We start from the raw sequence: 22400 nt of genomic DNA, 5'->3' as shown, positions 1-22400 counted from the left end.
CTCTCGTCACTCCACGCCATGCCACCGAAGATACGGCTGCACACTTGGCTTGCGCCCCAGAAACACCTGCAACCCCTCATGCAAGGGGCGTGAGGCGCCGGGGGCGATCACTGCCTGGTGAAGTGCCTGGCCGGTGGCGCGATCAAGCAGGCCCACCTGCTCGAAGCGGGCGAAGATGTCCATCGCACAGGCGTCAGCCCAGAGGTAGGCGTAATAACCCGCATCATAGCCAGTGACCAGGTAATCGAACGCGTGAGCCGAGTGTTCAAACGCGGCAAGTGGCCAGTAGCTACATTGCTCGCGGGCGAGCTCAAGCCGCTGGCGCACGGTTGTGCCGTCATTCGGGTTGGCATGCAGATCCAGGTCGAACAATGCCAGGCTCAGGTCGCGTGCTGTTTCGCCGATGGCTTCACGCTGGTAGCGCTCGATGCAGCGCTGCATCTGCCCGTGGCTGATGCGGCGGTCATCAAGGTGATGCGCCGAAATAGCCACCAGGTAATCCACGTTCCAGACCCAGCGCTCGAACAGCTTACCCAGCAGTTCGGTGCCGTCGGTGCCCAGCTCGCTGACACTGGACAGCACCTGGTTGCCCGTGCGCACCAGCAGGTGGTGCAGGGCATGGCCAAATTCATGGAACACTTTGCGCAAGGCGCGGTGGTCCAGCAGGGGCTCGTCACCCTCGGCGGCCGGTGGGATGTCGCTGTACATCATCACCACGGCTTGCTGGTAGATACCCTCGGCATCCACGCGGCGGTTATGCACATAGGTGGTGTACACGGCGTCGGGTTGCTTGCCAGGGTGCTGAACGGCGTCTAGGTAGAACAGGCCAAGCAGCGCATGGTCCTGCCAGGCCTCGAACGTGAGCACGCTCGGATGCCAGGCAGGTAAGCGCACGGCGCGCAGTTCCAGGCCGAACAACTGCTGCGCCAATTGGAGCAAAGCCCTGACCACCGCACTGAGCGGGAAGAACTCGCGCACGGCGTCGTTGGACAGCACCCGGGCAGCGTTTCGGGCCTGCGTCTGCAGAAAATCCCTGTCCCAGGGCTGGGCTTGTTCAAGCCCCGCTGCCTGGGCCGCAGCCTCAAGCCCGGCACGCCAGCGCAACACGGCAGGTGCGATGCCGCCCGCCAACGCCTGTAGAAACTGGCGCACTTGTTGCTCCGGGCCTGCGCTCTTGCGCTGCAGGCTCAGCGCCATGTGGCTGCTGAAGCCAAGCAGTTGCGCCCGCTCATGACGCAAGGCCGCCAAACGCTGCAAAACGCTGCCGTTGTCTTTTTCAGGATTGGTGTGCACACCGCGCTCATGGTAAGCGCGGTAGACACGCTCGCGAACAGTACGGTCCTGGGCTTCTTCCAGCACCTTGTCGGTGGCCCAGGCTTCACATGGGATCAACCAGCCTGCGCTACCGTTTTGCTGGGCTTGCAGCGCCAGCTCGGCCAGGCCCCGTTCGGCAATGCCGCGCAGTTGGTCGACGCTGTCGATCAGCAGCCCCGGCCTTGCCATGTTGCCCAGGAACGCTTCCTCCAGCGCCGTAATCTGCTCTTGCAATTGCTGCAGCCGTTGCTTGTGCGGCGCCGACAGGGAAGCCCCGCTGATACGAAACTTTTCAAGGTGCCAGCGTAACGTAGCCCGTTGCTGAGCATCGAGGTTGCGCCCCACGTTGCTGGCAGCCAACCGATCGTAGAGCGCGAACAGCCGGCCATCGCCATACCGGGTATTCAGGGCTGCATTCATGTTGAGGTAGAACTGCACAATAGCGTCGGCCCATGCCGCATCCTTGCCTATCAACGGCGAGGCTGCGTAGAACACGCCCAGTAGCTGTGCATCCAGGCCGTCGACCCCCAGGACCAGATCGTCCCAGGTGGGCAGGGCCTGCTGGTGTTCGATGACCCGCTCAACGCCCTGGCCATAGGTATGCAGCACATGGTCGAACGCGGCCTGCATGTTTTCGAGGGTAATAGCGTGATAGTCGACAGCGGAACCGCTGCCTTGCAGAAGGGGGTTGCTCATAGGCTCTGACTCGCTCGTTTTCAGGAACGTGCCAGCGTGCAGCGGGGCAAGCGGGGAAGGGCGCGATTAACTACTACCCGGGCGTTGCGCCCGGGTAGTACGGCGATCATTCAGCAGGCTTTTTCAGCTTGGGGTTGGGGAAGAACTGCACGGTCTGGACCTTCGCCGGCGCCGCCTTGGGCGCCTGGTGGTTCACCCGAGTGCCCAGTTCCCTGGGCACCGACAGGCCCTGCTCGTTGAGGGTGTCGGTAAAGCCGCAGGCCACGCACTCACGGTGAGGTACGCCGTCTTCGTTCCACATCATCAGCTTGTCCGGCTCGCTGCAGGCCGGGCATACCGCCCCGGCAATGAAGCGCTTCTTGGTCTTGTTCACGGCATCCTCACTCATGCGGCCGCTTCTTCACTGAGGCCGCTGTGGCGCAGCAGCGCATCGATGGACGGCTCACGGCCACGGAAGTCGACGAACAGCACCATTGGCGCACGCGAGCCGCCCCGGGCCAGGATCGCCTCGCGGAACGCACGGCCGGTTTCGGCATTGAACACGCCTTCTTCCTCGAACCGCGAGAACGCATCGGCCGACAGCACTTCAGCCCATTTGTAGCTGTAATAGCCCGCCGCATAGCCGCCGGCAAATATGTGGGCAAAGCTGTTGGGGAAGCGGTTGTACGCAGGCGGGCGCATCACCGTGACTTCGTCGCGCACGCCTTCGAGCACCTGCAGCACCGTGCGGCCGTCGCCATGGCTGGCGTGCAGCTCAAAGTCGAACAGCGAGAACTCCAGCTGGCGCACCATCATCATGCCCGACTGGAAGTTCTTGGCCGCCAGCATCTTGGCCAGCAGGTCCTGGGGCAGGGCTTCGCCGGTTTCGTAATGGCCGGAGATCAACGCCAGGCCCTCAGGCTCCCAGCACCAGTTTTCCATGAACTGGCTGGGCAGCTCCACGGCATCCCAGGCCACACCGTTGATACCCGACACACCGGCATGCTCGATGCGGGTCAGCAGGTGGTGCAGGCCATGGCCGAACTCATGGAACAACGTGGTGACTTCGTCATGGGTAAGCAACGCCGGCTTGCCAGGCGCCGCAGGGGTGAAGTTGCACACCAGGTTGGCCACCGGGCTCTGCAACTGGCCACCTGCGGTGCGGCGGCGGTCGCGGGCACCGTCCATCCAGGCGCCCCCGCGCTTGTTGGCGCGGGCATACAGGTCGAAGAAGAAGCGGCCCACGTGCTGGCCGTTTTCCTTGATCTCGAACAGGCGAACATCCGGGTGCCAGGCATCGAAGCCCTTGAGCTCGGCGATTTCAATGCCGTACAGGCGCTGCACGATGCTGAACAGGCCACCCAGCACCTTGTCGATGGGGAAGTAAGCGCGCAGGGCTTCCTGGGACACGCTGTAGCGCTGCTCGCGCAGTTTCTCGCCAAAGTAACCGGCGTCCCAACTGGCCAACTCGGGGCAACCCTGCTCGGCCGCGTAGGCCTTGAGCTGGGCGAGGTCCTGGGCGGCGAATGGCTTGGAGCGCTTGGCCAGGTCGCGCAGGAAGCTCAGCACCTGGTCGCTGGACTCGGCCATTTTGGTGGCCAGGCTCAGCTCTGCGTAGTTCTTGTAGCCCAGCAGCTCGGCCAGCTCCTGGCGCAGGTCGAGAATCTGCTGCATCACCGGGCCATTGTCGAACTGGCCGGCGTTCGGGCCCTGGTCCGAGGCACGGGTGCAGTAGGCGGCATACAGTTCTTCGCGCAGGGCGCGGTCGCTGGCATAGGTCATCACCGCGTAGTAGCTGGGGAACTCCAGGGTGATCAGCCAGCCATCGAGCCCCTTGGCCTGGGCAGCCGCAGCCATCTGCGCCTTGGCAGAGTCGGTCAGCCCGGCCAGGGCCGCTTCGTCGGTAACATGCTTGCTCCACGCCTGGGTGGCATCGAGCAGCTGGTTGGAAAAGCGGCTGCCCAGCTCGCTGAGCTTGCTTTGCACCTGGGCGTAACGCTGCTGCTGGTCTGCAGGCAGGTCGATACCCGACAGGCGGAAGTCACGCAGCGCATGCTCGAGGATGGTTTTTTGCGCCACGTCGAAGCCGCTGGCCTCAGGGCTTGCAGCCAACGCCTGGTAGGCGTCGAACAGGGCACGGTTTTGCCCCAGCTCGGTGGCATAGGCGCTCAGCGCCGGCAGGCACGCCTCATAGGCCTCGCGCAGCTCCGGGCTGTTGCACACCGCATTCAGGTGGCTGACCGGGCTCCAGGCCGCACCCAGGCGGTCGTTGAGTTCGTCCATGGCCAGTACCAGGCCGGCCCAGGTGGGGTTGCTGCCCTGGGTTTCCAGGATCTGGGCAATAGCTGTACGGTTGTCGGCCAGGATCGCTTCGATCGCCGGCAACACGTGTTCGGCACGGATTTGCGAGAAGGGCGGCAGATCGTGGGATTGCAGAAGCGGGTTGTTCGCAGTCACGGTTTGGATACCTTGGCAGAAGAAACACTGCCCCATCTTAATTACAATCGACGCCGACCGCAGCAGGCAGCCAGCCTATCGGCACAGATGAGGGAGGCTATCATGGCCATTCGAAGTTTCCGGCAACATACGCCAAGGCTCGCCGCCAGGGCCTTCGTGGACCGCTCGGCGGTGGTGCTGGGGGACGTGGAGATCGGTGAGGACAGCTCGGTGTGGCCCATGACGGTGGTCAGGGGCGATATGCACCGCATCCGCATCGGCGCGCGCACCAGCGTGCAGGACGCCAGCGTGCTGCACATTACCCACGCCGGCCCGTTCAACCCGGATGGCTTCCCGCTGATCATCGGCGACGAAGTCACCATCGGCCACAAGGTCATGTTGCATGGCTGCACCCTGGGCAATCGCATTCTGGTGGGGATGGGCAGCACTATCATGGACGGTGCCATCGTCGAGGACGAAGTCATCATCGGTGCCGGTAGCCTGGTGCCACCGGGCAAGCGGCTGGTCAGCGGCTATCTGTACATGGGTAGCCCGGTGAAGCAGGCACGGCTGCTGAACGATCAGGAGCGCGCGTTCTTTTCCTACAGCGCGGGCAACTATGTGAAGCTCAAGGACCAGCACCTGGCCGAAGGCTACGACCAACCCGAATGACCGCTTCGCAGGTTTACCTGCGAAAAACGCCATAAAGTACACAAGCGGAACGGTATACATGCACCAACAAAACATCCTGTTCGACCTCGACGGCACCCTCACCGACCCGCGCCTGGGCATCACCCGCTCCATCCAGTACGCGCTGGCCAAGCTGGGTATCGATGAACCCGACCTGGTGCGCCTGGAGCACTTCATCGGCCCGCCGCTGCTGCAGGCATTCATGCAGTTCTATGAATTCGACGAGGCCAAGGCCTGGGAGGCGGTCAACTTTTACCGGGAACGCTTCCGCGTGACCGGGCTATACGAAAACCAGGTGTTCGAGGGCGTACCCGAGTTGCTCGAGGCCCTGAATGCGCAGGGGCGAACCCTGTTCATCGCCACCTCCAAACCCTGGGAGTTCGCCCGCGAAATTGCCCGGCACTTTGCGTTCGACCGCCATTTCAAAGTGATCTACGGCAGCGAGCTGGACGGCACCCGCACCAACAAGGTCGAGCTGATTCGCCACCTGTTGGACGAAGAAGGCCTGGACCCGGCACAAACGCTGATGATCGGCGACCGCAAGCATGACCTGATCGGGGCACGCAGCAACGGGGTGCAGGCCGTGGCGGTGGGGTATGGCTTTGGTAGCCAGCAGGAGCTGATGGCCGAGTCGCCTGCGTTCCACTTCGCCACGCTGGCCGAGATGCATCAGGCGTTCGTCAAGGCGTGAGCGGCGGGCATCAGCTGCTGTAGTGCGGCTGTTCTGGCCGCTGCAGGCAGGCGTGCCAGGTGCTCGACTTCCAGGTAAAAACGGGCCCAGTCGCCGTTCACCTTCTGGAACAACGCGGTGAACGCGGGCACCCACTGGTCATACAGCCCAAACGGCAGGAGCTTGGCGTTGTTCAGCGGGGCGTATACCCAGGCGTCGTAGCGGGTGTCGCCTGACCACTGGCTGTCACGCAGTTGCCGGTATTCGCGCCTCAGGCGCTGGAATTCGGCCTGTTTGGCCAAGCGCTTGTGCACATCGTCCAGCGGGCCACTGTAAATGGCCTGCAGGCGCTCGCGGCTGGCCAGCACCAGGCGGATGAACTGCTCACGCTGCTGCCCCTGCTGTTCGCCATCGGCTGCAAGCCCCCTTGCCAGCCGCCATTGGCGCGTGCCTAGCTGCTCGACGAAGGTCGCAAACGACTCGTTGAACGCGGTGTCATCCTGCACGTAGACACGCTGGTGGGCCAGCTCGTGGAAAATCAGCGTGGCCAGCCGCTCATCGCTCCAGCCCACCATGGAAGACAGGATCGGGTCGTCGAACCAGCCCAGTGTCGAATAAGCCTCGACGCCGCCGACATACACATCCAGGCCCTGCTCGCGCATCAACGCCGCCGCCCCGCGGGCGGCGCCCTGGCGATAGTAGCCCCGGTAGGCCACGCAGCCCGCGATTGGAAAACAGTGGGTAACGGGCTGCAAGGAGAGCTCGGGGGTGGCGAACACATTCCATACCACGAAGGGGCGGCCCAGGTTGGCGTACACCCGGTAACTGCGGTTGTCGGGCAAGTGCAGCTGCTGGCTGGCGAAGTCCCGCGCTTGCTGCGCGTGCAGCAGGCGGGCGCGCAATGCGGAAGGTGTGGCGGGGTCAGCCACCACCTGTGCCACCGGCTGGCGCGCACGCAACAGCGCCCACTGCCCCTCGGCCAGTTGGCCGTAATAGCGGGCACTGGTGCAGCCGTTCAGCAGTGCAGCTGCCAGCAGCGGAACCAACAGGGTGAAAACGCGGTCGAGTGGCCCAGGGCCTGAGCGCTGCAAATGTGAACGTTCAACCATCCTGATTCACTCACGGCCTGTTTGCCTGAAGACTATCTCGCCAAAGGGGAAATTCGCCATGCGTGCACTATGGGTTGCTGGGTCACTGCTGATGGTTTCGGCCTGCTCAACCTTGCCGGACCCTGACCCGAACCAGGCCTGGATCGACCTTGAACCCCGCAAGGATACGTCCCTTGATGCGCTCCAGGTAGATGAGCGCGACTGGGCCGACAGCCGCTACTTCGAAGTGCAGCCCGGTAACCATGAGCTGACCGTGCGCTATCAGTTCCCGGTCACGCCCAGCAATATCGGGCCTGTGAAGGAGCCGCTGTGGCGTGATTGCCAGGTCAAGCTGGCATTCAACGGCTTCAATGCCGGCCAGCGTTACCAGCTGCAGGCGGGCAGCATTGGCTTCAGGCCGTGGATCAAACTGTATGACCACCAGCAAAAACTGGTAGGCCAAGGGCTGCCAGCGGGTTGCCAACGTACCTGAAGCGCGCAACGGCGCTATGCTTACAGCCTGTACATTGCAAATGAGAAACCCGCCATGCGCCAGCCTATGATGCTGATCGCCCTCAGTGCACTGGGCGCCTGCGCCAGCCCACTGCCCCCGGTAGACCCCAAGCAAGCCTGGGTCGACTTGTACACCATGACCCCTGGCAGGGTCATCATGGCTGATCGGCTCGATGGCAAGCGCCTGGACGATGGCCGCTACTTCCAGGTAACCCCCGGCAAGCATGAACTGGTGGTGCGCTTCGATTACGAGATTTACGCAGGCGGCTTTACCACCGACCCCAGGGAGCGAACCTGCTACCTGACCGTGCGCTTCAACGACTTCAAGGCGGGGGAACGCTACCGGCTGGAAGCGCGGGCACCGGTGATGGAGCCGCAGGTACTGCTTTATGACGCCAGCCGCACAGTAGTGGTGAACAAGCCGAGCCAAGTCTTTTGTATCCCCTGACCCAGGGCATGGCCGCCGCGATAACGTGTGCGGTTACTGATCGTTCTTTTGGTAGATGATCTTCTGGGTGCCGCCGTTACAGGTCCCGACCACCATGTTGGGGTCTTGCACTTCGCTGTTCGGCACGATTTCAAGCGTGTACGACGCAACCCCCTGCGCCTGGATCTTCGCTTCGATCTCGGCTTTCAGCTCTTCGCAGGGCTTTACCGCTGCCAATGTGCAGGTTGCGGTGAAAGAGGCGAAAACAGCGACTGCGAGGCGAATCATGGGGGCGGCTCCTGTAGTGGCAGCGATGCTGCCGAGGGTTGCTAGATTACCGCAAACCGCCCCCGATTCATGCATCAGCTCAACCCATCAAAGTGGCTTCCAACGTTATCTTCGCATTAAGTACTTTGGATACCGGGCAACCTTCCTTGGCCTTGTTGGCAATTTGCTCGAACTGCTCGGCGGTTGCACCAGGCACTTTGGCTTTCAACGTCAGGTGGACAGCCGTAATGGCGAAACCATCAGAGGATTTGTCCAACGTGACCTCTGCAATTGTATCGATGCGCTCAGGCGTGAAACCTGCGTCGCCCAACATCATCGACAGGGCCATCGAGAAGCAGCCCGCGTGCGCAGCGCCGATCAATTCTTCCGGGTTGGTGCCCGGGGTATCTTCGAAGCGGGTGTTGAAACCATAGGGGTTCTGCTTGAGGGCGCCGCTTTCGGTAGAAAGCAGGCCTTTACCGTCTTTCAGACCACCTTGCCAGATCGCCGATGCTGTCTTTTTCATGATGCCTCCTGGTCATTGGTTACATACCTAAGGGTTCAGAGGCACGCTGCTGCTTGAGAGTTCAGCGCAATCTGACCGCAGGCATTGAATCCAACGATTGCGCCCATACACAGTCAATAAGGCTTCTGGCCAACCACTTTTTGCGGAGGCTCCATGACGCAGTTGCGTGATCTGAACATTTCCACCCTCGACCTGGTACCGGTACGTGCCGACGCTGGCCCAGCCCAGTCGTTGCGCAACTCGCTGGACCTGGCGCAGCACGTCGAGCGTTTTGGCTACAACCGTTTCTGGGTAGCCGAACACCACAACATGGACGGCATTGCCAGTTCGGCCACCTCGGTGCTGATCGGTTACCTGGCGGGTGGTACTTCGCGTATCCGCGTGGGGTCTGGCGGCATCATGCTGCCCAACCATGCCCCATTGGTGGTGGCTGAACAGTTCGGCACGCTGGCAAGCCTGTACCCAGGGCGCATCGACCTGGGCCTGGGCCGCGCGCCGGGGTCCGACCAGATGACCGCCTACGCGCTGCGCCGCGACCGGGCCGGCAGCGCGGACGACTTCCCGGAGGACGTAGAAGAACTGGCACGCTACCTGGGCCCGCGCACCGACGATCAGAAGGTCATCGCCGTGCCAGGGCATGACACCGAAGTGCCCATGTGGCTGCTCGGGTCCAGCCTGTTCAGTGCCCAGCTGGCAGGCATGCGCGGCATGCCCTATGCGTTTGCCTCGCACTTTGCCCCGCGTTACATGCATGAGGCCATTCGTGTGTACCGCAACCACTTCAAGCCATCCACTGCGCTGGACAAGCCCTACGTGATGCTGGGTATCCCCATGGTGGTGGCGGAAACAGACGAAAAAGCCGAATACCTGGCCACCTCGGTGTACCAGCGCATCCTGTCTCTGATCCGTGGGCAGAGCCTGATGCAAAAGCCCCCGGTCGAGAGCATGGACGGCTTGTGGCTACCCCATGAGCGCGATGCGGTGGGCAGCTTCCTGGGCCTGGCGATGATAGGCAGCCCGCAGAAAGTCCGAGCCAAGGTTGAGGTGCTGCTGGAGCAGACTGGGGCGGATGAGCTGATGTTCACGTGTGACCTGTATGAGCATGCGGATCGCATCAGGTCGTATGAATTGCTGGCGCAGGCGTTGCAAGCGGGCCATTGACCCCTGCCAATCGCCGGCTTGCCGGCGATTGACGGCGACGTTAGCTGCGGCGGTACACGATTTCCTTGGTGCCGCCTTCACAGCTGCCTACAACCTTGCCTGCAGGCTCGCCTTTGTTGACGACTTCCAGGGAGTACCCCTGAACACCCTTGGCATCCAGCTTGGCCGCGATTTCAGCCTTGAGTTCCTCGCAAGGCTTGCCAGCCGCCAGCGCGCCACCGGCCAGGCTCATCAGGCCCAGCGCCAGAATCAGTTTGTTCATTACTCGCTTTCCTTGTGCAATGAAATCGGAAAAGGCGCCCGGTCAGGCGCCTCCCGTATTGATACCCCATAGCGCCAGGCGCTTCCAGCCTGGAAATGTGTCAGCTGTTGGTGATGCGGAAACCGACTTTCATCGTGACCTGGAAGTGCTCGACCTTGTTGTCGCGAATATGCCCACGGGTGCTGACCACCTCGAACCATTCGAGCATCTTGATGCTCTTGGACGCCTCCGCCAGTGCATTCTGGATCGCGTCCTCGATGCTGCTGGAGGACGAACCTACCAACTCGACCATTTTGTACGTGTGGTGATCGGACATGTGCTCTCTCCTCGGATATTGACCTGGAGCCTGGCAGGCAGGCCTGGTTTACCTGCGAGCCGATAAACCAACAGAAAGTTCGATCGCACTTTCGCCTCGCGCAGCAGTCGCATTTTCTACAGCCCACAACGCGAAGGAGAGTCAACATGCCACGCAACTCGCTGCGAAAAACATCCCTGGAAAGCATGGAAGCCGAGATCGAGAGCCTTCTGAAAAGCCTGGAAAACCTCAAGAACGACGCCTCGGAAGAGTCGCAGAAATCCCTGAAGGCCATCCGCAGCAACGCCGAAACAGCACTGCGCCATTCCCGTAGCCTGGTAAGCGACGCCTACGAAGAAGTGAAACACCGCACCCGTCAAACCGGCATCGCCACCCGCGACTATGCCCAGGAACACCCCTACACCACCGCCGGCGTCGCCATTGGTGCGCTGGGCCTGCTGGCGGCCTACCTGCTGTGCAAGCGCAACTAAGCGCTCTGCCTGGCCAATTCGGCGCGTAGCCAACGCGCCAGCTGCTCGGCGCGCCCATCTGCGGCGCGCCGTGGCACCCACAGCGCCAATGCTGCGGGTGTACGCGTAAACCCCCATGGCGCGCTCAAGCGGCCAGCACGCAAGTCATCCGCCACCAATGCCTGCGGCGCAATCGCCACGCCCAGCCCCGCGCACGCAGCTTCGAGCAAGTAGTACAGGTGCTCGAACGCCTGGCCATAGTGGATACCCTTTGGGTCCAGCCCATGCTCCATCGCCCAGGTAGGCCACGCCTGTGGGCGCGATGTGGTGTGCAGCAGCGCTTCGTCCAGCAGGCGGTCAACGGGCGCCCCTTGCAGCCGTGAAAAGCCGGCAAAATGTGGGCTGAGCACCGGCCCGATACGTTCCTCGGCCAGTACATGCACGTGCATGTCGGCAGGCCATGGTGGCTCGGCGTACACCAGCAGGGCATCCAGGCCGGGGCGACGCGGGTCCAGGTCACCCTCACCGGCTGACAGGTGCAGGCGCAACTCCGGCAAGTCAGCCTTCAAGCGCCCCAACCTGGGTATGAACCAGCGCGCCAGCAGGCTGCCTGAACAGCCGAGCACGAACGCCGCCTGGTCACTCTCGCGGCCAAGCTCACCGCACACGCTGCGCAGCCGGTCAAAGGCTTCGCCACTCACATCGCGCAGGCGAATGCCGGCATCTGTGAGTTTGATACCGCGCCCGTCCTTGACGAACAGGGCAACGCCCAGGTGCGTCTCCAGCACCTTGATCTGCCGGCTTACCGCACCATGTGTCACATGCAGCGCTTCGGCCGCCAGGCTTACGCTGTTAAGCCGGGCAGTGGCTTCAAATGCCCGCAGGGCATTGAGGGGAGGGAGATCCTGGGCCATGTTACCTGTGAGTTTTTCTGACAAGTTTGCGCAATCTTATCGGTTTTCAGCGGCGCCTGCCGTGGTTACAGTAAAGCCCATCATTCATTCGATATGCCTTGGAGCGCCTCATGACCCAGTCCCAGTACCGCCCCGGCCCAGACGCCAACGGCCTGTTCGGCTCGTTCGGTGGCCGCTACGTGGCCGAAACCCTCATGCCGCTGGTGCTGGACCTGGCCCGCGAGTACGAAGCGGCCAAGGCAGACCCTGCATTCCTCGAAGAGCTGGCGTACTTCCAGCGCGATTACATCGGCCGGCCAAACCCGCTGTATTTTGCCGAACGCCTGACGGAACACTGCGGCGGTGCAAAAATCTTCTTCAAACGTGAAGAGCTGAACCACACCGGCGCCCACAAGGTGAACAACTGCATCGGCCAGGTGCTGCTGGCCAAGCGCATGGGCAAGAAGCGCCTGATCGCCGAAACCGGCGCTGGCATGCACGGTGTGGCCACGGCCACCGTGGCGGCGCGCTTCGGCCTGCCTTGCGTGATCTACATGGGCGCCACCGACATCGAGCGCCAGCAGGCCAACGTGTTCCGCATGCGCCTGCTGGGCGCTGAAATCGTGCCGGTCACCGCCGGCACCGGCACCCTGAAAGACGCCATGAACGAGGCGCTGCGTGACTGGGTCACCAATGTGGAAGACACCTTCTACCTGATCGGCACCGTAGCCGGCCCGCACCCGTACCCGGCCATGGTCCGCGACTTCCAGTCGATCATCGGCAAGGAAACCCGCGCCCAGTTGGAGGAAAAGGAAGGCCGCCTGCCCGACAGCCTGGTCGCCTGCGTCGGCGGGGGCTCCAATGCCATGGGCCTGTTCCACGAGTTCCTCGAAGAACCAAGCGTGCAGATCATCGGCGTTGAAGCGGGTGGCCACGGCGTACACACCGACAAGCACGCTGCCAGCCTGAACGGGGGCGTACCGGGCGTGCTTCACGGCAACCGCACTTACCTGTTGCAGGATGCCGACGGCCAGATTACCGATGCCCACTCCATTTCCGCAGGCCTGGACTACCCCGGCATCGGCCCGGAGCATGCCTACCTGCACGAAGTGAAACGGGTGGAGTACGTCAGCATCACCGATGACGAGGCGCTGGATGCATTCCATGCGTCCTGCCGCCTGGAGGGCATCATCCCGGCCCTGGAAAGCGCCCACGCCCTGGCCGAAGCCATCAAGCGCGCGCCCAGCCTGCCCAAGGATCACCTGATGGTCGTGTGCCTCTCGGGCCGCGGCGACAAAGACATGCAAACCGTCATGAGCCACATGGCCGCCCAGGAGAAACAGGCATGAGCCGTCTTGAACAACGCTTCGCCGAGCTGAAAGCCGAAGGGCGCTCGGCACTGGTCACCTTCATCACCGCTGGCGACCCGGGCTACGATGCGTCGCTGCAAATTCTGAAGGGCCTGCCCGCAGCGGGCGCGGACGTAATCGAACTGGGCATGCCGTTCACCGACCCGATGGCTGACGGTGTGGCCATTCAGCTGGCAACCCTGCGCGCCCTGGATGCCGGGCAGACCCTGGCCAAGACGCTGCAGATGGTGCGTGACTTCCGTACCGGCAACCAGACCACGCCCATCGTGCTGATGGGCTACTACAACCCGATCCACCGCTTTGGCGTCGAAGCCTTCGTGGCCCAGGCCAAGCAAGCCGGTGTCGATGGCCTGATCATCGTCGACCTGCCGCCCGAGCACGATGCCGAACTGGCAAGCCCGGCCCAGGCTGCCGGCATCGACTTCATCCGCCTGACCACCCCGACCACCGACGATCAGCGCCTGCCACGGGTACTGGAGCGCAGTTCCGGGTTTGTCTACTACGTATCGGTAGCAGGCGTGACCGGCGCAGGCTCGGCCACAACCGAGCACGTCAGCGAAGCCATTGCGCGCCTGCGTCGGCACACCGACCTGCCGATCAGCGTTGGTTTCGGCATTCGTACACCCGAGCAGGCCGCCGCCATCGCACGCCTGGCCGATGGCGTGGTAGTGGGTTCGGCACTGGTGGACAAAATCGCCCAGGCCGAGCGCCCGGAACAGGCTGTAGATGACGTGCTCAGCCTGTGTGCGGCGCTGGCAGAAGGCGTGCGCGGCGCCCGTCGCTAAGCTGGCTTGCCCTTACTGCCAGTAAGCTGGCAGTAAGGGCAGCCCGGGCACTATTCACCGAATAGCGAAAGGTCCAGCGGGCGCACCGCCCCCATCCAGATCGCATGGTCGCGGTGGTCGGCCAGCTCATCCCCGGTCAGCGGGTGCATGAACACCACCAACCCCTTGCGGTTGAGCGCCAGCCACGGCAACACCACGCCGACGATTTCCGGCTCGAACGCCAGCTGGCAACTCCACTCAGGGTGCGGCCCCACTCGCTTCTGGTGCAGGCGGCCCATGGTCACCGGGAACAGCCGCGCGGCTTCCTCGCAGAGCTCACGGGCCTGCTCCAGGGTGGCGGCATCGTAATAAACGTGGGCGTGGTAACCCTTGATTCTCTGCATGTTTACCTCCGCTGCTGCAATGGCCATGACTATACCCGGCCAAAACCGATGAGCGCCCTGGAAATCACCGCTCGCGCTCCTGCTCCAACCAGCTTACAAAGCGTTCTATCAGCGCACCACGGCGCTTGCGCGGCGGCAGCACGGCGTAATACCCGCGTGCCGACCGCAGGCTGCCTTGCAGTGGCCGGCAGAGCAGGCCTTGGTCCACCAGGCTGTCCACCAGGTGCCCCCAGCCGATCGCCACCCCTTGCCCGGCAATGGCAGCCTGAATCAGCAATGTGTAGTTGTCGAAGCGTAGCTGCCCCGGCGGCGGCGGGCTGGCCACACCCAACCCACGAAACACCCCCGCCCAGTCGAACCAGCGGCTGGACTGCTCGCCCTTCAGGTGCAACAGGGGCAAACGTTGCAAAGCCTCGGCTGACAAGGGTTTGCCACCGATCAGCCCAGGGCTGCACACGGGGAAAACCTCTTCATCGAACAGCCAGCGGCTTTCCCCCTGGCGGAAGCGGCCATCGCCGAACAGCACGGCCACATCGATGTCCGGGCGCAGCATGCCTTGGCTGCGTTCCCCGGTCACCAGGCTGACATCCACCTGTGGATAAGCCTCATGAAAACGCTGCAGCCGGGGCATCAGCCAAAAGGCGGCGAATGCAAAATCGGTCGCCACCTGCAACACCTCGCGCTGGTGGCGCGCACTGGCCTGGGCGATCCCGTCATCCAGCGTGTACATGGCCTGGCTCACGTGCTCGAACAGCAGTTGGCCAGCCTCGGTTAGCTCGATGCCGCGATAAATGCGGTCGAACAACCGGTTGCCTAGGTGCGCCTCCAGCCGTTTAACCTGCTGGCTGACCGCTGGCTGAGTAGTGCCCAGCTCCAACGCGGCTGCGGTAAACCCGCGCAATCGCGCTGCCGCCTCGAACACACGCAAGGTATCCAGCGACACGTCGGCCAAATGCTCAAACATAAGAGCAGCTAATCCCAGTCATTGCCCGGCATGGGCTTTACCCATGTTATCCACAGTCGCATCTTGATAGGCAAGCGGTTCGCATAACCCTCGACGATGGAAGCTACCCATGACGCGCCCCAATATCCTGTTCATCATGGCCGACCAGATGGCGGCGCCGCTGCTGCCCATCTACGGCCCATCCCCCATCCAGATGCCCCACCTCAGCCGGCTGGCCGAGCAGGCCGTGGTATTCGACTCGGCCTACTGCAACAGCCCACTGTGTGCACCCTCACGGTTCACCCTGGTAAGTGGCCAGCTGCCCAGCCGTATCGGCGCCTACGACAATGCTGCCGACTTCCCCGCTGACGTGCCCACGTATGCCCACTACCTGCGCCGCCTGGGCTACCGCACGGCGCTGTCGGGCAAGATGCATTTTTGCGGCCCCGACCAGTTGCACGGCTATGAAGAACGGTTGACCAGCGACATCTACCCGGCCGACTACGGGTGGGCAGTGAACTGGGACGAGCCCGACGTGCGCCCCAGCTGGTACCACAACATGTCATCAGTGCTGCAAGCTGGGCCGTGCGTGCGCACCAACCAGCTCGATTTCGATGATGAGGTGGTGTTCAAGGCCCGCCAGTACCTGTACGACCATGTGCGTGAAAGCGACGGCCGGCCGTTCTGCCTGACGGTGTCCATGACCCACCCGCACGATCCCTACACCATTCCCAAGCGCTACTGGGACCGCTACGAAGGTGTGGATATCCCCATGCCCCGCGCCGAGTTCAGCCAGGCAGAGCTGGACCCGCATTCGCAGCGCCTGCTGAAGGTGTACGACCTCTGGTACAAGGCGTTGCCTGAAGAGAAGGTCCACGATGCCCGCCGTGCCTACTTCGGCGCGTGCAGCTACATCGACGACAACATCGGCCAGCTGCTGCAAACCCTCGAAGAATGCAACCTGGCCGATGACACGCTGATCGTGTTTTCCGGCGACCACGGCGACATGCTTGGCGACCGCGGCCTCTGGTACAAGATGCACTGGTTCGAGATGTCCGCCAGGGTGCCCCTGCTGATCCATGCACCAAAGCGCTTCAAGCCTGCCCATGTCGACGCGTCTGTATCAACCTGCGACTTGTTACCGACCCTGGTGGAGCTGGCCGGTGGTGCTGTGGATAAAAACCTGCACCTGGATGGCCGCTCCCTGCTTGGCCACCTGCAAGGGCACGGCGGCCACGATGAAGTGATTGGCGAATACATGGCCGAAGGCACTGTGGGCCCGCTGATGATGATCCGCCGTGGTGCCTACAAGTTCGTGTACAGCGAAGACGACCCTTGTTTACTCTATGACCTGAGCCACGACCCGCACGAGCGGGAGAACCTCACCAGCAGCCCGGACCATCAGGCGCTGCTGCAGGCATTTGTCGAGGAAGCCCGCCAGCGCTGGGACATACCCACCCTGCGCCAGCAGGTGCTGGCCAGCCAGCGCCGCCGCCGCCTGGTCGCCCAGGCACTGGCCATCGGCAAACTGAAAAGCTGGGACCACCAACCCGTGGTGGACGCCAGCCAACAGTACATGCGTAACCACATCGATCTCGATGACCTCGAGCGCAAGGCACGTTACCCACAGCCCGCACCCATGGATTGAGAAGAGAGGCCGCCATGCACAAGTTCTCCGCTACCGTGTTGACCCTGGCCATCGGCCTGGGCACCGTCACCGCTCACGCCGCTGACAGCAGCGACCAATGCACCACCGTGAAAATGGCCGACCCCGGCTGGAGTGATATCGCCACCACCAATGCCGTCGCACGCCTGCTGCTGGAAAGCCTGGGCTACAAGGTCAAAATCGACAGCCTGGCCGTACCGATCATCTACGGCGGCCTGAAGGATGGGCAAGTCGACGCCTTCCTCGGCAACTGGATGCCAGCGCAGCAAGGTTTTCATGACAAGTTCGTCGCCAACGGCGATGTTCTACAGCTGTCGCGCAACCTGGAAGGCACCGAGTTCACCCTGGCGGTGCCGGACTACGTGTGGAATGCCGGGGTGAAGGACTTCGCCGACCTGCAAAAGCACGCCGACAAATTCGACAAGAAGCTGTATGGCATTGGCTCCGGGGCGCCGGCCAACCTGTCGCTGAAAGAGATCATCGACAAGAACGCGTTCAACCTGGGGCAATGGAAGCTGGTGGAGTCCAGCGAACAGGGAATGCTGGCGCAGGTTGATCGCGCGGTGAAAAAGCAGCAGTTCATCACCTTCCTGGGCTGGACACCGCACCCCATGAACGTAAAGCTGAACATGCATTACCTCACAGGGGGCGAGCAATGGTTTGGCAGCAAAGGCGATGTCTACACGCTAACGCGCAAAGGGTATCCACAGGCGTGCCCCAATGCTGCCAAGCTGTTGGGTAACCTGAAGTTCACACTGGACATGGAAAACAGCATCATGGCCAATGTGCTGGACCAGAAGATCAGCTTCGATGAAGCCGCCAAGGCTTGGGTCAAAGCGCACCCCGAGCTGCTGGACGGGTGGTTGGCCGGGGTTACAACCAAAGCTGATGGCAATGCCGTGGAGGCTGTCAAAGCCAAGCTGTAATACCCCGTAGTGTGGGGTATCTGTGGGGGCCAGGTTTTTTTCTAACATTGTGGATAACTCATGCATCGCATTCTGCACCTGCTGCCGTTCCTGAGCTGGCTACCCCGTCAATCGGGTCGCAGCCTGCGCCAGGACCTGCTGGTGGGGCTGAGCGGTGCAATCCTGGCCCTGCCACAATCCATTGCCTATGCATTGATCGCCGGCTTGCCCGCCGAGTATGGCTTGTACGCCGCCATCGTCCCCGTGCTGGTGGCCTGCCTGTGGGGCTCGTCCTGGCACCTGATCTGCGGGCCCACCGCTGCCATTTCCGTGGTGCTCTACGCCAGCATCAGCCCACTGGCCGTGGCTGGCAGCGCCGACTACGTTACCTTGGTGCTGCTGCTGACGTTCCTGGGCGGCGTTTTTCAGTGGCTGCTGGGGCTGCTGCGGTTCGGGGCAGTGGTCAACTTCGTTTCCCATTCCGTGGTACTGGGTTTCACCCTCGGCGCAGCCATCGTGATTGCCTTGGGGCAATTGCCCAACCTGCTGGGCATGGACCTGGCCAGCCAGGCCACGGCATTGAAGACCGTTCAGGAACTGGCCCACCACGCCGGGGAGATAGACCTGCCATCCTTGCTGCTGGGTTTGGCCACGGTGGTGCTGGGCGTCACCCTCAAGCTCTGGCGCCCACGCTGGCCCAGCCTGCTGATCAGCCTGGTGGTGGTGAGCGTGCTGGCCTGGGTGCTACCAGGGTACTTCGGCCATGTGCCACGTGTGGCAGCGTTCACCGGGCAACTGCCTCCGTTCAGCCCACTGCCTCTGCTTGATGTGGAACTGATCCTGCGGCTGCTGCCAAGTGCTGTGGCGGTGGGCATGTTGGGGCTGGTGACCAGCCTGTCGATTGCCCGTTCGCTGTCGGCACGCTCGGAGCAGATAATCGACCCCGACCAGGAAATCCGCGCACAGGGCCTGTCGAACATCGCTGGCGCCTTTTGCTCGGGCTACCTGTCTGCAGGCTCGTTCACCCGCTCGGGCCTGAGTTACGAGGCCGGCGCTCGCTCGCCCATGGCAGGCGTGTTTTCGGCGCTGTGGGTGGCGGTGTTCGCCGTGACGGGGGCAGGGTTGATCGCGCAGCTGCCCATCCCGGCCATGGCCGGTAGCATCCTGTTGATTTGCTGGGGGCTGGTGGACCACAAGGCAATACGCGCACTGCTGCGCGTCAGCCGCTCGGAGTTCCTGGTGATGGCACTGACCGCCGCCGCCACCTTGTTGCTCGAACTGCAGACAGCCATCTACGCCGGGGTACTGGCGTCGCTGTTCTTCTACCTCAAGCGCACCTCCCGGCCCCGGGTGCAGCAGAGCCGGGAAGGGGACGCGGATGTGCTGCGCGTGGGCGGGTCAATCTTCTTTGGCGCGGCGCATTACCTGCAGGTGAGGTTGCAACGCTGCCAGGGGCCGCATGTGGTGATCGATGCCCGGCAGGTGAACTTCATCGACTACTCGGGTGTGGATATGCTGCACCGGGAGGCGCGGCGCTTGCAGCGGCTAGGTGGCAGCTTGACCCTGCATCACGCCAAGACGCACGTAGTCGAAGATTTGCAGAAGCTGGAAGGTGCCGACCGGTGCCCCATCCGTTTCGCTGAATGAGCGCCACAGGCCCGAAGGGGCCGCAAAGCAGCCCCGGGCACCCTCAACCGCGCGCCAGCTGCCGGCGCAACTCGGCCAGCACCGGTGCAGTATCAGGCCGCACGCCACGCCAGATGAAGAACGCCTCAGCCGCCTGCTCGGCCAGCATGCCCAAGCCGTCCAGCACCTTCGCCGCGCCCAGGTTGGCTGCCCACTCGCAAAACGGCGTCGGCGCCTTGGCGTACATCATGTCGTAGCAGACCGTACGCCCCGCCTCGACAAGGCTGTCGGCAATCGGTGGCAGCTCACCTGCCAGGCTCGCCGAGGTGGCGTTGATGATCAGGTCCACCGGCTCATGCAACCAGGCAAAACCGCTGGCCACCACCGGCCCAAGTTCATCGAACTCATGCGCCAGTTGCTCGGCCTTTTCCACCGTGCGGTTGGCGACTACCACCGACTGCGGCTTGTGCGCCAGCAGCGGCTCCAGTACACCCCGTACGGCGCCGCCGGCACCCAGGATAAGGATGCGCTTGCCGGCCAGCTCAACCCCCGCATTTACCGTCAGGTCACGCACCAGGCCAGCGCCATCGGTGTTATCGCCCTGCAACGTGCCGTCTTCCAGCTTGCTGAGGGTGTTCACCGCACCGGCGCGCTGGGCACGGGGTGTGAGGCTGTCGCACAGGCGGTAGGCCTCTTCCTTGAAGGGTACCGTGACGTTGGCGCCGCTACCTTGTTTGAAGAAACCCCAGGCGCAATCACTGAACGCGTCCAGCGGGGCCAGCAAGGTGGCGTACTCCAGGTATTCGCCGGTCTGCTCGGCAAACAGGCGGTGGATAAGTGGCGACTTGCTGTGGCCAATGGGGTTGCCAAACACAACGTACTGGTCCATGACGGCTCCTTGGGTTGCCACGGGCTTACTGGCCAAGCCAGTCACGGTCTTGCAGGAAGTATTCGGTCAGGCGCGCTTCCTCGGTACCCGGTTCGGCCTTCCAGTCGTAACCCCAGCGAACCTGGGGCGGCAGCGACATCAGGATCGATTCGGTACGCCCGCCCGATTGCAGGCCAAACAGCGTGCCACGGTCATACACCAGGTTGAATTCCACGTAACGGCCACGGCGGAACTCCTGGAATTCGCGCTGCTGCGCGGTGTAGGCCATAGCCTTGCGACGCTGCACGATTGGCACATACGCCTGGATGTAGGCATCACCGATGGCGCGGATAAAGGCGAAGCAGGTGTCGAAGTCCCATTCGTTGAGGTCATCGAAGAACAGGCCGCCAATGCCCCGTGGCTCGCCGCGGTGCTTGAGGTGGAAGTAGCGGTCGCACCAGGCCTTGTAGCGGGGGTAAACGTCGGCACCGAACGGCGCGCAGGCCTGCTCTGCCACGCGGTGCCAGTGGATGCAGTCTTCTTCGATGCCGTAGAAGGGCGTGAGGTCGAAGCCACCGCCGAACCACCACACCGGCTCTTCACCTTCTTTCTCGGCAATGAAAAAGCGTACGTTGGCGTGGGAGGTGGGCACATGCGGGTTGTGCGGGTGGATCACCAACGATACGCCCAGCGCCTGGAAGCCACGGCCGGCCAGCTCAGGGCGGTGGGCACTGGCCGACGGCGGCAGGCCGGTGCCGAACACATGGGAAAAGTTGACCCCGCCTTTTTCAATCACCTGACCGTCACCAATCACCCGCGTACGGCCCCCGCCACCGGCTTCGCGCACCCAGGCGTCCTCGACGAAGCGGGCGCCGCCGTCTTCGGTTTCGAGGGCAGAGCAAATGCGGTCTTGCAGGTCGAGCAGGTAGGCTTTCACGGCCTCGGTGCGGCTAATCATCGGGTCACCAGGAACGGGCAGGGAAGAATTCGCGCGTAGCATACCATCGCCGGCCGGCACACCGCAGTTGACGGCAGTCAAGCAAAGGCGTCCGATAGGAGGCCTTTCCCGATCCCGAAACCAGGAGTAGCAGATGGCCAAGCGTATCCAGTTCAGCCAGCACGGCGGCCCTGAAGTGCTGCAGTGGGTGGAGTTCGAGCCCGCCGCGCCCGGCCCGCAGCAAGTGCGCGTGCGCAACCATGCAGTCGGCCTGAACTTCATCGATACCTATTTCCGCAGCGGGCTGTACGCGCCACCATCACTGCCATCGGGCCTGGGTACCGAGGCAGCGGGTGTGGTGGAAGCCGTGGGCGAGGGCGTTACCCGCCTCAAGGTGGGCGACCGCGTGGCCCATGCTGGTGGCCCACTGGGGGCGTACAGCGAGGTGCACACGCTGCCAGAGGCCAACCTGGTCAAGCTGCCGGACGCTATCAGCTTCGAGCAGGCCGCAGCGGTAATGCTGAAGGGTTTGACCGTGCAGTACCTGCTCAAGCAAACCTACGCCGTACAGCCTGGCGACGTGATCCTGTTCCATGCGGCGGCGGGGGGCGTGGGCTCATTGGCCTGCCAGTGGGCAAAGGCGCTGGGTGCCAAGTTGATCGGCACCGTCAGCTCCGCGCAAAAAGCCGAACGGGCCAAGGCCCTCGGTGCATGGGCGACCATCGATTACAGCCACGAAGACGTCGCCCAGCGCGTGCTGGAGCTGACCGACGGCAAGAAATGCCAGGTGGTGTATGACGGCGTGGGTGCCGACACCTGGCTGACCTCGCTGGACTGCCTGCAGCCACGGGGTTTGATGGTGAGCTTCGGCAATGCCTCGGGTGCGGTGAGCGGGGTCAACCTGGGGATTCTGTCGCAAAAAGGCTCGCTGTACGTGACCCGGCCAACCTTGGCGACCTACGCCAACAACGCGCAGAACACCCAGGCCATGGCGGATGACCTGTTTGCGATGATTGCCAGCGGCAAGCTGGTGGTGGATATCCAGCAGCGGTATCCGCTGAGCGAGGCGGCCAAGGCGCAGGCGGAGCTGTCGGCGCGCAGGACGGTGGGGTCGACTGTGTTGCTGCCTTGATGGGGGATGTTGAGGCGGCTAGGTGTCCGCCTTGACGATTGTTCCGCCTGTAAGACCGAGCGCCGCCCGCGCGGCGCATCGCGAGCTGCGCTCGCTCC

General features: G+C 63.1%; 25 protein-coding genes. 12 read left to right on the top strand and 13 right to left on the bottom strand.

Going from position 1 to position 22400, the window contains the following annotated elements:
• Positions 1–6: 6 nt before the first annotated feature.
• From APH25_RS15990 to prlC, 3 genes are all read right to left on the bottom strand, one after another.
• Positions 7–2010 (bottom strand): M3 family metallopeptidase, encoded by a 2004-nt coding sequence (locus APH25_RS15990; protein ID WP_060482581.1) that lies wholly within the window; start codon positions 2008–2010, stop codon positions 7–9.
• 106 nt (positions 2011–2116) lie between these two features.
• Positions 2117–2398, bottom strand: a complete 282-nt coding sequence (locus APH25_RS15985) for a YheV family putative zinc ribbon protein (protein WP_028633148.1) — start codon at positions 2396–2398, stop codon at positions 2117–2119.
• Entirely contained in the window at positions 2395–4482 is a 2088-nt protein-coding gene (gene prlC / locus APH25_RS15980; RefSeq protein ID WP_060482580.1) for an oligopeptidase A, read from the bottom strand. The genes APH25_RS15985 and prlC overlap by 4 nt, the downstream gene beginning before the upstream one ends.
• 66 nt (positions 4483–4548) lie before the next feature.
• Here prlC and APH25_RS15975 point away from each other — a divergent pair, with 66 nt between their 5' ends.
• Positions 4549–5097 (top strand): gamma carbonic anhydrase family protein, encoded by a 549-nt coding sequence (locus APH25_RS15975; RefSeq protein ID WP_028633150.1) that lies wholly within the window; start codon positions 4549–4551, stop codon positions 5095–5097.
• A gap of 58 nt (positions 5098–5155) precedes the next feature.
• Positions 5156–5806: an HAD family hydrolase gene (locus APH25_RS15970; RefSeq protein WP_028633151.1), complete on the top strand. Its 651-nt coding sequence runs from the start codon at positions 5156–5158 to the stop codon at positions 5804–5806.
• Here APH25_RS15970 and APH25_RS15965 read toward each other — a convergent pair.
• Complete coding sequence (locus tag APH25_RS15965) at positions 5785–6876, bottom strand: aminopeptidase (protein WP_060482636.1); 1092 nt, start codon at positions 6874–6876, stop codon at positions 5785–5787. The two genes, APH25_RS15970 and APH25_RS15965, sit on opposite strands and share 22 nt — an antisense overlap.
• 76 nt (positions 6877–6952) lie before the next feature.
• Between APH25_RS15965 and APH25_RS15960 the strand changes: the two genes are divergently transcribed.
• Complete coding sequence (locus APH25_RS15960) at positions 6953–7366, top strand: hypothetical protein (RefSeq protein ID WP_060482579.1); 414 nt, start codon at positions 6953–6955, stop codon at positions 7364–7366.
• 54 nt (positions 7367–7420) lie between these two features.
• Positions 7421–7834, top strand: a complete 414-nt coding sequence (locus APH25_RS15955) for a hypothetical protein (protein ID WP_028633154.1) — start codon at positions 7421–7423, stop codon at positions 7832–7834.
• 33 nt (positions 7835–7867) lie between these two features.
• On the opposite strand, the gene APH25_RS15950 is transcribed toward APH25_RS15955, so the two are convergent.
• Positions 7868–8101: a DUF1161 domain-containing protein gene (locus APH25_RS15950; protein ID WP_060482578.1), complete on the bottom strand. Its 234-nt coding sequence runs from the start codon at positions 8099–8101 to the stop codon at positions 7868–7870.
• Between the two features lie 79 nt (positions 8102–8180).
• A complete protein-coding gene (locus APH25_RS15945; RefSeq protein WP_060482577.1) occupies positions 8181–8606 on the bottom strand; it encodes an OsmC family protein in 426 nt (141 codons plus the stop codon).
• 153 nt (positions 8607–8759) lie between these two features.
• Here APH25_RS15945 and APH25_RS15940 point away from each other — a divergent pair, with 153 nt between their 5' ends.
• On the top strand, positions 8760–9767 hold the full coding sequence (locus tag APH25_RS15940) for an LLM class flavin-dependent oxidoreductase (RefSeq protein WP_060482576.1): 1008 nt from the start codon (positions 8760–8762) through the stop codon (positions 9765–9767).
• 40 nt (positions 9768–9807) lie between these two features.
• Here APH25_RS15940 and APH25_RS15935 read toward each other — a convergent pair whose 3' ends face one another.
• Positions 9808–10029, bottom strand: coding sequence for a DUF1161 domain-containing protein (locus tag APH25_RS15935; protein WP_028633158.1), 222 nt, complete (start codon positions 10027–10029; stop codon positions 9808–9810).
• 100 nt (positions 10030–10129) lie between these two features.
• Positions 10130–10345: a dodecin gene (locus tag APH25_RS15930; RefSeq protein ID WP_060482575.1), complete on the bottom strand. Its 216-nt coding sequence runs from the start codon at positions 10343–10345 to the stop codon at positions 10130–10132.
• A 146-nt stretch (positions 10346–10491) separates the two neighbouring features.
• Between APH25_RS15930 and APH25_RS15925 the strand changes: the two genes are divergently transcribed.
• Complete coding sequence (locus tag APH25_RS15925; RefSeq protein WP_028633160.1) at positions 10492–10815, top strand: YqjD family protein; 324 nt, start codon at positions 10492–10494, stop codon at positions 10813–10815.
• On the opposite strand, the gene APH25_RS15920 is transcribed toward APH25_RS15925, so the two are convergent.
• Entirely contained in the window at positions 10812–11708 is an 897-nt protein-coding gene (locus APH25_RS15920; protein ID WP_060482574.1) for a LysR family transcriptional regulator, read from the bottom strand. The two genes, APH25_RS15925 and APH25_RS15920, sit on opposite strands and share 4 nt — an antisense overlap.
• A 110-nt stretch (positions 11709–11818) precedes the next feature.
• On the opposite strand from APH25_RS15920, the gene trpB reads away from it, so the two are divergent.
• Positions 11819–13036 carry a tryptophan synthase subunit beta gene (gene trpB, locus APH25_RS15915; protein WP_060482573.1) on the top strand — a complete coding sequence of 406 codons (1218 nt, stop codon included), beginning with the start codon at positions 11819–11821 and terminating at the stop codon, positions 13034–13036.
• On the top strand, positions 13033–13842 hold the full coding sequence (gene trpA / locus APH25_RS15910; RefSeq protein ID WP_028633163.1) for a tryptophan synthase subunit alpha: 810 nt from the start codon (positions 13033–13035) through the stop codon (positions 13840–13842). The genes trpB and trpA overlap by 4 nt, the downstream gene beginning before the upstream one ends.
• Positions 13843–13892: 50 nt before the next feature.
• Here the strand turns inward: trpA and APH25_RS15905 are convergent, their stop codons facing one another.
• Both APH25_RS15905 and APH25_RS15900 read right to left on the bottom strand, forming a co-directional pair.
• Positions 13893–14225, bottom strand: coding sequence for a DOPA 4,5-dioxygenase family protein (locus tag APH25_RS15905; RefSeq protein ID WP_060482635.1), 333 nt, complete (start codon positions 14223–14225; stop codon positions 13893–13895).
• 64 nt (positions 14226–14289) lie between these two features.
• On the bottom strand, positions 14290–15189 hold the full coding sequence (locus tag APH25_RS15900) for a LysR family transcriptional regulator (RefSeq protein WP_060482572.1): 900 nt from the start codon (positions 15187–15189) through the stop codon (positions 14290–14292).
• Positions 15190–15298: 109 nt separating this feature from the next.
• Between APH25_RS15900 and betC the strand changes: the two genes are divergently transcribed.
• Genes betC through APH25_RS15885 form a run of 3 tightly spaced genes read left to right on the top strand, consistent with a single transcriptional unit; the run spans position 15299 to position 19386 of the window.
• A complete protein-coding gene (gene betC, locus APH25_RS15895; protein WP_060482571.1) occupies positions 15299–16816 on the top strand; it encodes a choline-sulfatase in 1518 nt (505 codons plus the stop codon).
• A gap of 14 nt (positions 16817–16830) precedes the next feature.
• Complete coding sequence (gene choX / locus APH25_RS15890; RefSeq protein WP_060482570.1) at positions 16831–17760, top strand: choline ABC transporter substrate-binding protein; 930 nt, start codon at positions 16831–16833, stop codon at positions 17758–17760.
• A 60-nt stretch (positions 17761–17820) separates the two neighbouring features.
• A complete protein-coding gene (locus APH25_RS15885) occupies positions 17821–19386 on the top strand; it encodes a SulP family inorganic anion transporter (RefSeq protein WP_060482569.1) in 1566 nt (521 codons plus the stop codon).
• Between the two features lie 43 nt (positions 19387–19429).
• Here the strand turns inward: APH25_RS15885 and aroE are convergent, their stop codons facing one another.
• Together aroE and hemF are read right to left on the bottom strand one after the other, a co-directional pair.
• Positions 19430–20254: a shikimate dehydrogenase gene (gene aroE / locus APH25_RS15880; RefSeq protein ID WP_060482568.1), complete on the bottom strand. Its 825-nt coding sequence runs from the start codon at positions 20252–20254 to the stop codon at positions 19430–19432.
• A 25-nt stretch (positions 20255–20279) separates the two neighbouring features.
• Entirely contained in the window at positions 20280–21191 is a 912-nt protein-coding gene (gene hemF / locus APH25_RS15875) for an oxygen-dependent coproporphyrinogen oxidase (RefSeq protein ID WP_028633170.1), read from the bottom strand.
• A 133-nt stretch (positions 21192–21324) separates the two neighbouring features.
• Between hemF and APH25_RS15870 the strand changes: the two genes are divergently transcribed.
• A complete protein-coding gene (locus tag APH25_RS15870; RefSeq protein WP_060482567.1) occupies positions 21325–22302 on the top strand; it encodes an NADPH:quinone reductase in 978 nt (325 codons plus the stop codon).
• Positions 22303–22400: the final 98 nt, after the last annotated feature.

The sequence above is a fragment of the Pseudomonas sp. NBRC 111119 genome, assembly GCF_001320125.1.
Classification (GTDB): Bacteria; Pseudomonadota; Gammaproteobacteria; order Pseudomonadales; family Pseudomonadaceae; genus Aquipseudomonas; species Aquipseudomonas parafulva.
Note: the sequence above shows the minus strand (reverse complement) of the source record. Positions and strands in the feature narration are given on the sequence as shown.

Excerpts from the sequence above, each read along its gene's own strand:
- APH25_RS15990 (WP_060482581.1), bottom strand. The coding sequence starts at position 2,010 with ATGAGCAACCCCCTTCTGCAAGGCAGCGGTTCCGCTGTCGACTATCAC.
- APH25_RS15985 (WP_028633148.1), bottom strand. The coding sequence starts at position 2,398 with ATGAGTGAGGATGCCGTGAACAAGACCAAGAAGCGCTTCATTGCCGGG.
- APH25_RS15870 (WP_060482567.1), top strand. The coding sequence starts at position 21,325 with ATGGCCAAGCGTATCCAGTTCAGCCAGCACGGCGGCCCTGAAGTGCTG.
- APH25_RS15900 (WP_060482572.1), bottom strand. The coding sequence starts at position 15,189 with ATGTTTGAGCATTTGGCCGACGTGTCGCTGGATACCTTGCGTGTGTTC.
- APH25_RS15920 (WP_060482574.1), bottom strand. The coding sequence starts at position 11,708 with ATGGCCCAGGATCTCCCTCCCCTCAATGCCCTGCGGGCATTTGAAGCC.
- choX (WP_060482570.1), top strand. The coding sequence starts at position 16,831 with ATGCACAAGTTCTCCGCTACCGTGTTGACCCTGGCCATCGGCCTGGGC.
- APH25_RS15950 (WP_060482578.1), bottom strand. The coding sequence starts at position 8,101 with ATGATTCGCCTCGCAGTCGCTGTTTTCGCCTCTTTCACCGCAACCTGC.
- APH25_RS15940 (WP_060482576.1), top strand. The coding sequence starts at position 8,760 with ATGACGCAGTTGCGTGATCTGAACATTTCCACCCTCGACCTGGTACCG.
- APH25_RS15925 (WP_028633160.1), top strand. The coding sequence starts at position 10,492 with ATGCCACGCAACTCGCTGCGAAAAACATCCCTGGAAAGCATGGAAGCC.
- APH25_RS15905 (WP_060482635.1), bottom strand. The coding sequence starts at position 14,225 with ATGCAGAGAATCAAGGGTTACCACGCCCACGTTTATTACGATGCCGCC.
- aroE (WP_060482568.1), bottom strand. The coding sequence starts at position 20,254 with ATGGACCAGTACGTTGTGTTTGGCAACCCCATTGGCCACAGCAAGTCG.
- APH25_RS15970 (WP_028633151.1), top strand. The coding sequence starts at position 5,156 with ATGCACCAACAAAACATCCTGTTCGACCTCGACGGCACCCTCACCGAC.
- APH25_RS15975 (WP_028633150.1), top strand. The coding sequence starts at position 4,549 with ATGGCCATTCGAAGTTTCCGGCAACATACGCCAAGGCTCGCCGCCAGG.
- APH25_RS15885 (WP_060482569.1), top strand. The coding sequence starts at position 17,821 with ATGCATCGCATTCTGCACCTGCTGCCGTTCCTGAGCTGGCTACCCCGT.
- betC (WP_060482571.1), top strand. The coding sequence starts at position 15,299 with ATGACGCGCCCCAATATCCTGTTCATCATGGCCGACCAGATGGCGGCG.
- prlC (WP_060482580.1), bottom strand. The coding sequence starts at position 4,482 with ATGGGGCAGTGTTTCTTCTGCCAAGGTATCCAAACCGTGACTGCGAAC.
- APH25_RS15960 (WP_060482579.1), top strand. The coding sequence starts at position 6,953 with ATGCGTGCACTATGGGTTGCTGGGTCACTGCTGATGGTTTCGGCCTGC.
- trpB (WP_060482573.1), top strand. The coding sequence starts at position 11,819 with ATGACCCAGTCCCAGTACCGCCCCGGCCCAGACGCCAACGGCCTGTTC.
- hemF (WP_028633170.1), bottom strand. The coding sequence starts at position 21,191 with ATGATTAGCCGCACCGAGGCCGTGAAAGCCTACCTGCTCGACCTGCAA.
- APH25_RS15945 (WP_060482577.1), bottom strand. The coding sequence starts at position 8,606 with ATGAAAAAGACAGCATCGGCGATCTGGCAAGGTGGTCTGAAAGACGGT.
- APH25_RS15935 (WP_028633158.1), bottom strand. The coding sequence starts at position 10,029 with ATGAACAAACTGATTCTGGCGCTGGGCCTGATGAGCCTGGCCGGTGGC.
- APH25_RS15955 (WP_028633154.1), top strand. The coding sequence starts at position 7,421 with ATGCGCCAGCCTATGATGCTGATCGCCCTCAGTGCACTGGGCGCCTGC.
- trpA (WP_028633163.1), top strand. The coding sequence starts at position 13,033 with ATGAGCCGTCTTGAACAACGCTTCGCCGAGCTGAAAGCCGAAGGGCGC.
- APH25_RS15930 (WP_060482575.1), bottom strand. The coding sequence starts at position 10,345 with ATGTCCGATCACCACACGTACAAAATGGTCGAGTTGGTAGGTTCGTCC.